Source organism: Stenotrophomonas sp. ATs4, from assembly GCF_051861585.1.
Classification (GTDB): domain Bacteria; phylum Pseudomonadota; class Gammaproteobacteria; order Xanthomonadales; family Xanthomonadaceae; genus Stenotrophomonas; species Stenotrophomonas maltophilia_AS.
This window is the reverse complement of the sequence record NZ_JBLYPK010000002.1, coordinates 228,911-241,952: the sequence shown is the minus strand read 5'-3', so window position 1 is coordinate 241,952 and position 13,042 is coordinate 228,911. Positions and strand designations below refer to the sequence as shown.

Genomic DNA, 13,042 nt, shown 5'->3' with positions numbered 1-13,042 from the left:
GGGCGTGGGGGTGGCGGAGGCAGCCAGTGCTTCCACGGTGATGTGGATCCGCCATCGGCGGGTTGCGGGAATGCCACGGCCTCAGTAGCGCCAGAGCGCTTCAAGACCGATGAAATGGACGGTGTCGGCGCGTCCGGTATCCCGGATGAAGCGACCCGGCTTGAAGATCGAATAGGCCGCTTCGACGCTGAGCTGGCGGGATATCTCGCGCCCCAGCACCAGGTCCGCCTGCGTGCCGATGTACCGCGCGCGGCTGTTGCCCGCCGGCCGCAGCAGGTTTCCGGCAACGCCATACACGCCGTCGCGCACGCTCTGCCGCCAGTAGAAGACGACCGCACTGGCCAATGACCAGCCACCGCCCAGATCCAGTTCCAGCGAGGGGTGCAGGTTGATCAGGTTGGTCGGGCCGACCTGGCCGCTTTCGCCGAAGTACTTGCCTTTGGGGAACATCACGTTGAAGGTCTGCAACGCGCGATCGTCGGGGTCACGGTCGCCGCTGATGATGTTGGCCTTCAGGCCGAGCTGTGGCGTCAGCGGCCACGCATCGAAGCGATGGCGCACATCGCTGGCGAGTGACCACGCGCGTACCGGCACGCCGGCGAAACTGCCGTACTGGAAGAACCCCTCCAGGTCCCAGTTCCATCCGTTGCGACGGCCAAACCAGCGACTGCCCAGCGTATTGCGGGTTTCGGCACCTTCGCCCTGGTCGTAGCGCGCGTGGTCGTTGGACAGGCCCAGGTAGTAAACGTCCACGCCGGTATCGCGATGGTTTCCGGGGTCCTGGAAGGTGGTGTACACGCCCCACAAGCGCCGCTGCGGATCACCACGGTCATTGAAGGAACCCATGGCATTGCGTACCGGGCGCAGCAGGAAGGCTTCGGTACGGGAGTGCGACGTCCGCCACGCAAGCAGGCCACCATCGAATGCGCGCAGGACATTGGGTCCATAGCGCACCGAAACCAGGCGCTCGCTGCCGTAGGCCAGTACCTGCCGGCCCACGCGCAAGGTCGCACCCGCGTCGCGCGAGGGCAGCGAAACATCGACGAAGCCCTGCAGGACCTCTGCGCCGGTATCGTCCACCGGGCCAACGGTGCTGTCGTTGCGACGGGCATGGGTCAGGTTGAGCTGGGTGAAAATCCTGGCATGCTCGTTGAGCTTCAGATCTGCATATGGCAGTGCACGATAGAGCGCACTGCCGTCGCGTTTGACAGATGAATGCCCGAACTCGTTGCTGGTGTAGTGCTCGTAGCGCGCACGCAGCTCGGCGCCGACGGTCAGACCGCCGGATGCGCCGAACGGCATCCACTTTCCCTTCTCCCACCAAGCGCCGGAACGGAAGGCCGGATCCTGCAGGTAGCGGTAGTCTTCGCTGTAACGCCACGGATCGATGGCGGGTGGTGACGGCACGATCTCTTCCGCGCCGGCCGCAGCGGCGAACAGGGTGGCAAGCGCGCCCATCGAACGCGCCGCGATGTCTGCTGCAGGGGAACCTGGCCAACGCATGATCGCCTCCGGTGCAGGATGGAAGAAGGAAGGGCAAAGCAGGGCGGCGGCGCTGTGGCGCACCGCCCCGCGTGGCGTCAGCTGCGCTGCGAATCCAGCTGTTCGTGGTTCTTCTGCACGTCCTGCGCCTTCAGGTAGCTTTCGATCAGCAGCTGGTAGTTCGGGAAGATCTTCGTGTAGACCTCGGCCCACTGCTGGGCATCGTCGCGGTTCCAGGTCCGCTGGATCTCCGAGGCCACCGCGGCGGTATCCATCGGCACCACGCCGGCCTGCACCACGCGGGCCAGGGTGATCTCCTCGGCCATCTTCGAGTAGGTGCCCGATGCGTCGATGACCGCGAACACCTGGTAACCATCGGCAACGGCGGCGATCGACGGGAAGGCCATGCACACGCTGGTGATGGTGCCGGCAATGATCAGCTGCTTGCGGCTGGTGGCCTTCACCGCAGCAACGAATTCGGGGTTGTCCCAGGCGTTGATCTCACCCTTGCGCGCCACGTACTGCGCATGCGGGGCGGCGTCGTGGATCTCAGGGATCAGCGGGCCGTTCGGGCCCTGCGGCACAGAGGCAGTGGTGATCACCGGCATCTTTGCCAGCGTGGCCATCTTGGCCAGTGCGGTGGCGTGGGCGCGCACGCTGGTGAACGGCATGTCACCGATGGTCTGGAACAGGCCGCTCTGATGGTCGATCAGCAGCATCGCGGCGTTGTCCGGATCGATCACCGGGCGGGCACCGTTGAAGTTGGCGGGGGTACTCATGGTCAGTCTCCTGGAGAAGGTGGGCGATGGCCCGGAAGGTGCGGCGGGCCAGTGCCCGCCGCATTGAAACGATCAGTGCGCGATCTGGCCGAAGCGGCCGCTGTTGAAGTCGTTGACCGCCTGCGCGATCTCGGCCTGGCTGTTCATCACGAACGGGCCATAGCCCACCACCGGCTCGTCGATCGGCTCACCGCTGAGCAGCAGCAGGGTGGCGTCACTGTCGGCGTCGACGAACACGTCCTCACCGCTGCGGTCGAAGGTGACCAGCTGTGCCTCGCCGACCGGCTGGCCACCGTTGATCCGGACCGTGCCCTTCAGCACCACCAGCGCCAGCGTGCGGCCATCGGCCACCGGCAGCTCGGCGTGGTGGCCCTGCCGCAGGCGGATGTCCCAGACATCCATCGGCGTGTGGGTGCGCGCCGGGCCGGCGTGGCCGTCGAAGCGGCCGGCGATGACCCGCACGCGTCCGGCGTCTTCAGGCAGTTCAACCGAGGGGATCTGTGCGTCGAGCAGCGTCTGGTAACCCGGTGCCCCCATCTTGTCCTGCGCCGGCAGGTTCACCCACAGCTGGACCATGTCCAGGGTGCCGCCGCGCTTGCTGAATTCCGGCGTGTGGAATTCCTCGTGGAGGATGCCGGAGGCAGCGGTCATCCACTGCACGTCGCCCGGGCCGATGGTGCCGCCGGCACCGGTCGAATCGCGATGCGCGACCTCGCCCTCATAGACGATGGTGACAGTCTCGAAACCGCGGTGCGGATGCTGGCCGACGCCGCGCGGGGTATCACTGGGCGCGAAGGTGTAGGGGCCGGCATAGTCCAGCAGCAGGAACGGGCTCAGGTGCTGGCCGTGGGTGTTGTAGGAAAACATCGAACGGGCGGGGAATCCGTCGCCCACCCAGTGCGGGCGGGGGGCGCTGTAGGTACCGGTGACACGCTTCATGGCGATCTCCTGGCCGGGGCTGCCGGCCGCTGTTCTTCGTTGCGAAGACGATATCGCCGTGACAATTGGTCCGGTAGACGCCAATATTTGCCGTCATAGTCCTATCTGGTGAACAATGGGTGCGGGCCTTGCGCCGCAGGAGATCGCCCCGTGTTCATCGCAGATATCCGCCGTTGTGACCTCAACGACCTGTTCTACTTCGCCATGGTGGTCGAGCACGGGGGCTTCTCGCAGGCCGGTCGGGCGCTGGCCATGCCGAAGTCGAAACTGAGCCGGCGCATCGCGCTGCTGGAGGAACGGTTGGGCGTGCGCCTGATCCAGCGTTCGACCCGGCGTTTCTCGGTCACCGAGGTCGGCCAGGACTACTACCGCCATTGCAAGGCAATGCTGGTCGAGGCCGAAGCGGCCGAAGAAGCGATTGCGATGTCACGCGCCGAGCCGCGCGGCACGATCCGCCTGGCGTGCCCGATCGCGATCCTGCATGCGCGCATCGGCACGATGCTGGCCGACTTCCTCGCCCTGCACCCGCAGGTGACGGTGCAGCTGGACGCCACCAACCGGCGCGTGGATGTGGTGGGCGAGGGTGTGGACGTCGCGATAAGGGTGCGTCCGCCGCCGCTGGAGGACAGTGACCTGGTGGTGCGCGTGCTGGCGCGCCGGGTCTGGTGCACCAGTGCCAGCCCGGTGCTGCTGCAGCGGCTGGGCACGCCGCAGGTGCCGGCCGATCTGGCAATGATGCCGACCGTCGATCTGGCATCGCCCAGCCAGCAGCATGTCTGGGAATACACCGGGCCGGACGATGTGCTGGCCAGCGTGCACCATCGCCCGCGGCTGGTCAGCGATGACATGATCGCGCTGCGTACCGCTGCCACGGCCGGAGTGGGCTTGCTGATGTTGCCGCGGATGATGATCAGTGAAGAACTGGCGAGCGGTGTGCTGGTGCCGGTGCTGCCGGAGTGGGTGCCGAAGCATGGCATCGTGCACGCGGTGTTCCCGTCGCGACGCGGCCTGTTGCCGGCGGTGCGTGCGCTGATCGATTACCTCGCCGAACGCTTCGAGGCGCTGGAGGAACCCTAGGTCTTCCATCCACGCATGGCGTGGATCTACTGACCGGGGCTCTGGTAGATCCACACCATGCGTGGATGAAGGAGCCCACAGTAGATCCACGCCATGCGTGGATGATGTCGGGGACACGGCTTGCCGCCTGTGGCCGTGCAGCCCACAATCCACCTCCGGACCGTCGCCATCACGCCCATCATTCCCCGGTCCGGCCTTGGCACCTATGTCTCCCAATGCCCTGGCGCTGGTCGAGCTGCTGATCCGCGAGCGCCGTGCGTTGTCTCGCTTCATCGCGCGCTATCTCGACCCGGCCAGTACCGAGGACGCCCTGCAGAACCTGTACCTGAAGGCCAGCAGCGTGCCCGGCGACCCGCCCATCCTGGAGCCGCGCGGCTATCTGTACCGGATGGCCTATCACCACGCGCTCAACCGCAGCCAGGCAGACGCCCGTGAACGGCGTGCGATGGCCGAGTACGCCATCGACATGGCCGAGGCCAGCCGCGATGGCGAGGCGCAGGCGCTGGACCAGGCGCAGCTGCGCGAGATCACCCAGACCATCCTCGCGCTGCCGGCCCAGGTGCGTGAGTGCTTCGTGCTCAACCGCTACCTGGGTCTGAGCGAGCGCGAGATCGCCGCCCGGCTGGGTATTTCCAAGAGCCTGGTCGGCAAGCATGTGCTGCGCGCGGCACTGTTGATCCAGCAGCACCAGCAGGGAATGCACCGATGAGCTGCGATTGCCGTGGGCAGATCGCGCCTGCCGTTGTCACAACAGGAAGGCGCACCCGTTCGTGGTGCGGCAGGCCACAACCATGACCACGTCCGAACCCTCGCCGCGTCAGGCCAGGCAGGCGTTGCGCTGGGTGATCCAGTGCAGTGCAGGCCCGCTGCCGGAACGCCAGCAACGAACCCTGCAGCGCTGGCTGCAGGCCGATCCTCGCCATGCGCTGGCATGGCGCCAGCAGCAGGCCTTCTGGCAAGGGTTGGATGCCGCCGGGCCGGAGGTGCTGGCCGCGCTGCCCGGGCTGACGGCTGATCGAGAAGGGTTGCGCCCGATCGCACCGCGTCGCCGCCTGCCGTGGCTGCTGGCCAGTGCCGCCTCGGTCGTGCTGATGGTTGCCGCTGCGCCGCACGCGCTGCTGCTGGCACGCAGTGATCTGCGCAGCAGCGATGCACCGCGCGTGGTGCAGCTGGACGACGGCAGTACCGCCGTACTCGATGCGGGCACCGCATTGGCGGTTGAGTTCGATGGCCAGCGGCGGCACTTGCGCCTGCTGCGCGGCCAGGTCTGGTTCCAGGTAGCGCACGAGGCGCGTCCGTTCCAGGTCGAGGCGGCGGGCGGCCTGGTCCGCGACATCGGCACTGCCTTCAGCGTGTCGATGCAGGACACCACGGTCCTGACCCAGGTCAGCGATGGCGTGGTCGATGTGCGCCCGGGCGATGGCAGTGTGCAGCGCCTGCATGCCGGGCAGGCACGTGTATTCCGTGACGGTCGCTGGCTGCAGTCGATGCGACAGGCCGATCCGGATGCCGTGGCGCCATGGCGGAGGGGCGAAGTGGTGATCGACGATCAGCCGGCCGCGCAGGCCATCGCCGATCTGGCGCGCTACCGCCGTGCACCGGTCTGGGTGCTGGGCAGGAAGGGCGCGGACGTACGGGTCAGTGGCCTGTTCCATCTGCAGCAGCCGGAGACCGCCATCGATGCAGTGGCCGCGCAGGCGGGACTGCGTGTGCAGCGCTTGCCCGGCGGCGCGCTGGTGGTGTGGTGAGGCTCGCGCAATGCCCGGATGAACCGGCCGCATGAAAAAAACATGAAAAAACCGTGGGCAGTCGCCACACCGCGCTGTCTATAGAGGTATAGCCAGAGCGAAACACCGTTTCTCCTCAAGCCAGACATGCCACCGGCACCGGACGTGCCCGTGGTTCCGCCACGCTTGAGGAGTTCCTGTCCATGCCGTCCACGGCATCCGCCTGTCATCGTCGCGCCACCGCTCTGGCCCTGGCCATCTCCACTGCATTGCTGCCGCTGGCCTGGGTGCCGGGCGTGCAGGCGCAACCGGCGGTCGTCGCGCCGTTGCGCCAGTACACGATTCCGGAACAGCCCTTGGCCGACGCCGTGCGTGCCTTTGGCCGCCAGGCCGATGTGCAGGTGGTGTTCCGCAGTGACCTGGTGGAGGGCCGCCGCTCCAGTGCAGTGAAAGGCGAGTACAGCCAGATGCAGGCGCTGCAGCAGCTGTTGCGCGGCAGTGGCGTGCGCGCGCAGCGCGGCATGGACGGCACCTGGAGCCTGCGGGCCGCAGCGGAGGCGGGTGGGGGGGAAGGGGTGCGGGTGACCGAAACACTGGACGTCGCCGGTCGCCTTCAGTCGGAAGGGGGCGAGGCGCGTGATCGGCGCGGCTACGATGATGTGTTCGCGCTGGACCTGACCACGGCGTATTCGGGGCGCGACCGGGTGGAGCGCTACCGTGGCTCCAATCCGGCCGACGTGGTCAAGGATCTGGTCGGTGTGTTCAGTGGCGATGCGCGCAACAGCGGCGCGCTGGACATCAACATCCGCGGCATCCAGGGGCCGGGGCGGGTGCCGGTCAGCATCGACGGTGGCGAACAGGCGCTCACGGTCTGGCGCGGCTACAACGGCGTCAGCAACCGCAATTACATCGATCCCAACCTGATTGGTGGCATCCAGGTCATCAAGGGGCCAGGGCTGGTGCGCGATGTGCACAGCGGGATCGGTGGCGCGCTGGTGATCAAGACCATCGATGTCGATGACATCGTGAAAGCGGGTGAGCGCTTCGGCGGGGAGCTGAAGATCGAAGGCAGCAGCAATGCGGTGGCGCCGCGCCTGCCGCGACTGCACACCGGCGAGGATTACCGTACCGTGCCGGGCTTCCCGCAGGGCTCGCCGAACTCGCCCTATGACGACCGCACCCTGGTGGTGCCGGTGAAATCGCGCAGTGGCAACAACCCCTTCGATGGCGAGGACCAGGCCTGGCGCCTGGCGCTGGGCGTGCGTGGGGACAACGTGGACCTGATGGCCGCCTATGCCTGGCGCAAGCGCGGCAACTACTTCTCCGGGTCCAACGGTAGCGCCTACTACGACCAGGACCGGCGCGAGCAGTTCGAGTACCAGGGCATCGACTACATCACCACACTGGCGCGCTACTTCAAGCCCGGCGATGAAGTGCCCAATACCTCCAGCGAACAGGAGTCCTGGCTGGTCAAGGGCAGCTGGCAGATCAACGATGACCAGCAGTTGAAGGCGACCTGGCGGCGCACGCTGTCGCACTACGGCGAGATCATGCCGTCGCGCATTCTGTCCGCGCCGGACTATGGGCGCATCCAGTGGCCGCTCAGCCGGGTTGCGTCCGATGCCTGGAACCTGGAGTACCGCTTCCAGCCGGCCGGCAGCCGCTGGCTGGACCTCTACGCCAACCTGTGGCGCACCGAGACGGACAGCGATACCTACTCCGCAGGCGGCTTTCCGAACTTCGCCCCGGGCAATCCGGACTGGAATGCCGGTGCCAGCCCGATTCTGCGCAACACCGCGCTGGCGAATGCGAGCAACGACCGGACCGGCCTGACCCTGAGCAACCGCTTCGCCCTGCATTCCACCCTGGACCTGACCGTGGGCGGCAACTGGCAGTACGAGAAGCTCGGTTCGCGTGACCCGTATTTCGGCCCGTCCGATGGCTGGCGCATGTACCCGCGCGCTGGCCGTCGCCAGGAGGGCGAGGGCTACCTCACTCTGGAATGGCGTCCGGTCGACTTCCTGACCCTCAATGCCGGCGTGCGCTACAGCCGTTACTGGGCGTTCGACGACTTCCTGCAGGCCCACCCGGAACTGCAGACGACCTCGATCGTGCCGCGCGAAGCGCAGTACCGGGTGAATGAACTGCCGCCGCGGCCGGACAGCCTGCAGGGCGAGATCGACGCAATCGAGAGCGAGCGGGAATTCTGGAACAGCATCGGCATGGGCTGGATCGTCGATCAGTCGCTGGCTGACCTGCTGCGCAGGTACGAGACACCCAGGGAGGTCCAGCACGGCATTCCCTGGTTGCCCGATGCCAACGGCAACTACAGCCGTGCCACCAATCCCTGCCTCAACGGCCAGGTCGCCGCCATCCCCGGGCTGCTGCCGATGGTGCTCGGCACCGACATCCGCTGCAGGATCGGGGGCGGGGCGATGCAGTCGGTGGCCGGGCGCAACGAACGGCACCGCGATCACGCCTGGTTGCCCACGTTCTCGGCGACGGTGCGTTTCTCGCCGGCCGCGCGTGCCTATCTGCGCTACAGCGAGGCAGTGCGCTTCCCCAGCATGTTCGAAAGCACCATTGCGTTCTCCAGCAGCCTCAACCCGCTGTATCCGCTCAAGCCGGAGCATGCCTACAACTACGAGCTGGGGTACGTGCACAACCTTTCCGGGCTGTTCGGCAACACCGCCGATGCCGACGTCAAGCTGGCCTACTACGTACACAAGACCCGCAATGTGATCGAGCGTGATGCGTACTTCATGTTCGACAACATCGACAAGCAGACCATCCGCGGCCTCGAGCTGCAGGCGCGCTTCGACAACCGCCGCTTCTTCACCGATCTGGGCATCAGCCGCATCCTTGAAAACGAAGTCTGCGATGAAAGCTCGGCGGTACGGTTGGATGCGGATCAGGGGCGGGTGCCCAACTGCGTCCAGGATGGCTTCGTCAGCGGCTATCTGCTGACCCAGGCCACGCCGAAGCTGTCGGTGAACTGGTCACTCGGAACCCGCCTGTTCGATGAGCGCCTGGAACTGGGCAGCCGCATCGTGCACTACCAGCGGCACGACAATCCGGACCTGCAGGCCTACCGCGACCGCCTGGTCGCCGGTGGCAGCAGCCTGCTCTGGCAGAACGTGCCCTTCACCTGGGGAAACATCACCACGGTGGATGCCTACGCCCGCTGGCGTTTCAACGAGCACGCCAGCGTCGAACTGGTCGGCAGCAATCTCGGCAACCGCTATTACGTCGACCCGGCAACACGCTCAACGCTTCCGGCACCGGGCCGCACGATCAAGCTTGGCGTCACCGCGCGCTTCTGAGTTCGCATTCGACAGGGAGAACCACCGATGAAACAGCACCGCACCCTTGTACTTTCGATCTGCCTGCTGGCTTCCATGCCGGTCATGGCCGCCGACATCGCGGGTGGGCAGAGCCCGGCCCAGGACGGCGTCCATTACATCAACGCAGGCGAATCGACACTCAATGCCGGTCCGCACCGTTCCGGTCGCGCAGGCATTTCGTTGGGGCCGTATGCCAACGCGGCACGAGTGGACGTGGCCAGCCTGGTGCCCTATGCCACGGCGGTGGTGCGTGGCGCGACCACGGTCCGCACGCTGGGCCCGGACGCAGGCCTGCCGTTCCCCACCGCTGGCGTGGGCCACTTCAGCTTCGTGCAGGTGGGCAATGCAGATGTCTGGTTCGGTGAATGGTCATCCAGTGGCGCGCAGGCGGGCTTCAATCACCGCCAGGTGTTCTTCGTCGGTGACCGTGCCGGTACTTCGCTGCCGGCCGGCGTCGTTACCTACACCCTGGCCGGCATCAATCGCTTCGATGGCAGCGGCGTGCTGGAAGGTGCACTGCGGGCGAATTTCGATACCGGCACCGTCACCGCCGGCCTGGCCGGGAACGGATACAGGCTTGCCGCGAGCGCCACGCTGGATCGCGCCACCGGTGCATTCAGCGGTTCGGCCATTGCCAATGGATCGATCATCGGTACCAGCCGCGGCCAGTTCTTCGGCACTGGTGCCAGTGCCGTGACCGGCATCGCCACCTTCGCCGGCAACAGCCAGTTCGATACGTCCTTCGGCGGTCAGCGCAACTGATCCGCCGCCGTTCCTTTTCGTGTTGTACCCGTAGTTCCCTCAACCCAAGGAGCAATACCATGAAAATGATCAACCGTTCCCTGCTGGCCGTCGCCGCTGCGCTGGCCCTGGCCGGCACCGCGCAGGCAGCCGACATCGTCGGCGCTGCCAGCCCCGCGACCGATGTGCAGCTGTACGTCAAGGTCGGTGCGTCGGAAGTCAACGGCGGCCCGCACTCGGCCGGCAAGGCCGGTATCGGCGTCGGCACCGTGTCCAATGCCAAGCCGGTCGATTTCCAGGGCCTGGCGGCCTACTCGGCCCCGACCACCGTCAATGGCGTCACCGTGCGCACCCTGGCCATGCCGATCACCGGTACCCCGGGCAGCCATTCCGGCATGGGCCACTTCAACTTCGTCAAGGTCGGCAGCGGCGATGTGTGGTTCGGCGAGTGGTCCAAGGATGGCGCCGCTGGTGGGTTCAACAACCGCCAGGTCTACTTCGTCGGTGATCGTGCCGGCACCACGCTGCCGGCCGGTGTGGCCACCTACAGCGTTGCGGGCCTGAACAAGTTCAACGGCAGCAACCTGCTGTCCGGCACCTTCCGTGCGGACTTCGGCAGCGGCAAGCTGCTCGGCGGCCTGACCGGTGGCGGCCTGGCGATCAACGTCAACGCCAACATCAACAGCGCCAACGCCTCGTTCGCGGGTACCGCCACCGCCAACGGCAGCGTTGCCGGCTCCACCCAGGGCCAGTTCTTCGGCGCCAACGCCGCCACCCTGGCCGGTATCGCCACGTTCACCGGCAACAGCCAGTACGACACCGCCTTCGGCGGCAGCAAGAACTGATCGCCACGCCCCTGACGGGGCAGGGCAGGGACAAGCCGCGATCCGCCAGTCCCTGCTTCGGCCCGCTGCATGCACCACCACGGATCGACCATGCGCCATTCCATCTTCCTTGTCGTACTGCTGTTGGCTGCCACCGATGCGCGCGCCCAGCAGGACGATCTTCGTCGTGTGCTTGAGCAGGGCACCGAACTGCGCCACCAGCAGCAGGACCAGCAGCGCCTGCAGCAGGCCGAGTCGGAGCGGCCGACCATCACAATCGACGGCCAGACGCTGCGCGTGGAGCGCACCGTCGATGATCTCGGCCAGGCCCTCTACCTGTCGCTGCAGCATCAGCAATGGCAGGCCGCCGCTGCGTTCCTTGACGAATACATCGAACTGCCCGGCCACGATCCGCTGCTGCGCCACTACGCGCAGGGTGGCCTGGCGCGGGTGGCCGGCAATCATCACCGCGCGGCCAGTGAATACGAAGCGCTGCTGGCGCTACAGCCGGATTTCCTGCCGGCCCGCCTTGAATTGGCGCGTGTCTACGCCGAGGACCAGCGCGACCGCGATGCCGTGGCATTGTTCAACGCGATCGCCGCAGGCATCAATGCCGATGATCCAGCCACCGCGGGCGTGCGTGGGCGAGTGGGGGGCTACCTGAGTGCGCTGCAGGCCCGCCAGCGCTGGAAAGGGGCCTTGTCTGCCGGCCCGGCATGGAGCGACAACATCAACCGCAGTTCCGCCAGCCGCACCTGCCTGTTCGGTGTCGGCGACACCTGCATCATCGAGCGGAAACTGCCCGACGCAGAGCGTGCCTTCGGTCTGGACTATGACGGCAGTCTTGAGCGGCGCTGGGCGCTCGGTGGGCATCATGGCCTGTATGTGCGAGGCCTCGCCTTCGGCCAGGCATGGCGGGGGCAAAGCGCCTACAACGAACTCAATGCCAACGTGCAGGCAGGTTACAGCTGGCGCAGTGCGCGACAGACCGTGCAGCTTGCATCCAGCTATGACTACCAGGGCCTGGGCAACCATGCGCTGCAGGGTGGCAGCGGGCTGCACGGCGAATGGCAATATGCGCTGGACGCGCGCAGCCTGCTCAAGCTGGAGGCCGACTGGAAACGCCAGCGCTATCGCCAGCGGGGCCTGGCCAGCAATTACGACGGCGAGCTGGCAGCGTTGTATGCCACCTGGTTCCGCGCGCTCAATCCGCGCTGGACGGTCTTCGCCGGGCTGGACGTGACCGCCAGCAGCGCCGCCGATCAGGCCAACGGCTACCGTCAGCGCGGCCTGCGCCTGGGCGCAGCACGGCAATGGAACGGCACCACGGCCACCGTGTTCGTGTCATTGCGCGAGCGCGACTACGACGCGTGGAGCCCGCTGCTGGAGGCGCGGCGCCAGGACGACGAACAGAATCTGATCGCCATCGTCCGCAGTGAACGTCTGGCGGTGGCTGGCCTGGTGCCCAGCCTGAGCCTGCGCTATGCACGCATCGACAGCAATGTCGACTGGCTGTACAGCCACGACCGCAGCCTGCTCAGCCTGAAATGGGAGCGCGCTTTCTGAAGCCTGGGCCACCAGTGCCGATGCATCGGCGGGGTGAAGGGGGCTTGGCCGCCGCCTTCATCGATCGTCACGCGCTCTTGTAGACCGGATCGCGCATCCTGCCCTCGTTGCGACCGCAGGCGGGTCGCGTGCATCGAGGAGCGAGCAACGTGCTGGAAGCGGGCAACAAATCGGAGGGACTGAAGGGGCTGAGGGTTCTGGTGGCGGAAGATGAATTCGCCATCGCGATGTTCCTGGTCGACTACCTCGAACTGAAGGGCGCGCAGGTGGTCGGTCCGGCCGGTGATCTGCAGGCGCTGGGGCAGTTGGTCGATACGCATCCGATCGATGTGGCCCTGCTGGACATCAATCTCGGTGGCGAGCAGGTGTATCCGTTGGCCGATCGGCTGGCCGAGGCCGGGACCCCGTTCCTGCTCACCTCCGGCTACGATGACAACCTGCCCGCCCGCTTCGCAGCGGCGCCGCGCTGCACCAAGCCTTATCACATCGAAGTCCTGGTCCAGCAACTGGCCGGGCTGGTGGCGGCACCGCAGGCCTCTGCGGGCATCGCCTGATTGCGCGGC

At 66.6% G+C, this 13,042-nt stretch carries 11 protein-coding genes; 8 read left to right on the top strand and 3 right to left on the bottom strand.

Going from position 1 to position 13,042, the window contains the following annotated elements; translation table 11 throughout:
• Nucleotides 1-81: 81 nt before the first annotated feature.
• From ABR323_RS04265 to ABR323_RS04255, 3 genes are all read right to left on the bottom strand, one after another.
• The gene (locus ABR323_RS04265) at nucleotides 82-1,503 is read right to left on the bottom strand and encodes an alginate export family protein (RefSeq protein ID WP_439448361.1); all 1,422 of its coding nucleotides are present in this window, start codon (nucleotides 1,501-1,503) and stop codon (nucleotides 82-84) included.
• A gap of 77 nt (nucleotides 1,504-1,580) precedes the next feature.
• On the bottom strand, nucleotides 1,581-2,261 hold the full coding sequence (locus ABR323_RS04260) for a hydrolase (RefSeq protein ID WP_439448360.1): 681 nt from the start codon (nucleotides 2,259-2,261) through the stop codon (nucleotides 1,581-1,583).
• Nucleotides 2,262-2,333: 72 nt separating this feature from the next.
• Nucleotides 2,334-3,200, bottom strand: a complete 867-nt coding sequence (locus ABR323_RS04255) for a pirin family protein (protein ID WP_439448359.1) — start codon at nucleotides 3,198-3,200, stop codon at nucleotides 2,334-2,336.
• A gap of 150 nt (nucleotides 3,201-3,350) precedes the next feature.
• Here ABR323_RS04255 and ABR323_RS04250 point away from each other — a divergent pair, with 150 nt between their 5' ends.
• The 8 genes from ABR323_RS04250 to ABR323_RS04215 all read left to right on the top strand — a co-directional run bounded on the left by ABR323_RS04250 (nucleotide 3,351) and on the right by ABR323_RS04215 (nucleotide 13,033).
• Nucleotides 3,351-4,277 (top strand): LysR family transcriptional regulator, encoded by a 927-nt coding sequence (locus ABR323_RS04250; protein WP_439448358.1) that lies wholly within the window; start codon nucleotides 3,351-3,353, stop codon nucleotides 4,275-4,277.
• Between the two features lie 205 nt (nucleotides 4,278-4,482).
• Nucleotides 4,483-4,986, top strand: a complete 504-nt coding sequence (locus tag ABR323_RS04245) for an RNA polymerase sigma factor (protein WP_439448357.1) — start codon at nucleotides 4,483-4,485, stop codon at nucleotides 4,984-4,986.
• 82 nt (nucleotides 4,987-5,068) lie between these two features.
• The gene (locus ABR323_RS04240) at nucleotides 5,069-6,025 is read left to right on the top strand and encodes a FecR family protein (protein WP_439448356.1); all 957 of its coding nucleotides are present in this window, start codon (nucleotides 5,069-5,071) and stop codon (nucleotides 6,023-6,025) included.
• 182 nt (nucleotides 6,026-6,207) lie between these two features.
• Entirely contained in the window at nucleotides 6,208-9,327 is a 3,120-nt protein-coding gene (locus tag ABR323_RS04235) for a TonB-dependent receptor domain-containing protein (protein WP_439448355.1), read from the top strand.
• A gap of 27 nt (nucleotides 9,328-9,354) precedes the next feature.
• Nucleotides 9,355-10,110 (top strand): Slam-dependent surface lipoprotein, encoded by a 756-nt coding sequence (locus ABR323_RS04230; protein WP_439448354.1) that lies wholly within the window; start codon nucleotides 9,355-9,357, stop codon nucleotides 10,108-10,110.
• A 59-nt stretch (nucleotides 10,111-10,169) separates the two neighbouring features.
• On the top strand, nucleotides 10,170-10,934 hold the full coding sequence (locus tag ABR323_RS04225; RefSeq protein WP_135273929.1) for a Slam-dependent surface lipoprotein: 765 nt from the start codon (nucleotides 10,170-10,172) through the stop codon (nucleotides 10,932-10,934).
• A 90-nt stretch (nucleotides 10,935-11,024) separates the two neighbouring features.
• On the top strand, nucleotides 11,025-12,479 hold the full coding sequence (locus tag ABR323_RS04220; protein ID WP_439448353.1) for a surface lipoprotein assembly modifier: 1,455 nt from the start codon (nucleotides 11,025-11,027) through the stop codon (nucleotides 12,477-12,479).
• Nucleotides 12,480-12,628: 149 nt separating this feature from the next.
• Complete coding sequence (locus tag ABR323_RS04215) at nucleotides 12,629-13,033, top strand: response regulator (protein ID WP_135274007.1); 405 nt, start codon at nucleotides 12,629-12,631, stop codon at nucleotides 13,031-13,033.
• The last annotated feature ends 9 nt before the right edge of the window (nucleotides 13,034-13,042 follow it).

What these genes read in the sequence shown, in the direction of transcription:
- ABR323_RS04265 (WP_439448361.1), bottom strand. Translation starts at nt 1,503, where the DNA reads ATGCGTTGGCCAGGTTCCCCTGCAGCAGACATCGCGGCGCGTTCGATG.
- ABR323_RS04260 (WP_439448360.1), bottom strand. Translation starts at nt 2,261, where the DNA reads ATGAGTACCCCCGCCAACTTCAACGGTGCCCGCCCGGTGATCGATCCG.
- ABR323_RS04255 (WP_439448359.1), bottom strand. Translation starts at nt 3,200, where the DNA reads ATGAAGCGTGTCACCGGTACCTACAGCGCCCCCCGCCCGCACTGGGTG.
- ABR323_RS04245 (WP_439448357.1), top strand. Translation starts at nt 4,483, where the DNA reads ATGTCTCCCAATGCCCTGGCGCTGGTCGAGCTGCTGATCCGCGAGCGC.
- ABR323_RS04240 (WP_439448356.1), top strand. Translation starts at nt 5,069, where the DNA reads ATGACCACGTCCGAACCCTCGCCGCGTCAGGCCAGGCAGGCGTTGCGC.
- ABR323_RS04235 (WP_439448355.1), top strand. Translation starts at nt 6,208, where the DNA reads ATGCCGTCCACGGCATCCGCCTGTCATCGTCGCGCCACCGCTCTGGCC.
- ABR323_RS04230 (WP_439448354.1), top strand. Translation starts at nt 9,355, where the DNA reads ATGAAACAGCACCGCACCCTTGTACTTTCGATCTGCCTGCTGGCTTCC.
- ABR323_RS04225 (WP_135273929.1), top strand. Translation starts at nt 10,170, where the DNA reads ATGAAAATGATCAACCGTTCCCTGCTGGCCGTCGCCGCTGCGCTGGCC.
- ABR323_RS04220 (WP_439448353.1), top strand. Translation starts at nt 11,025, where the DNA reads ATGCGCCATTCCATCTTCCTTGTCGTACTGCTGTTGGCTGCCACCGAT.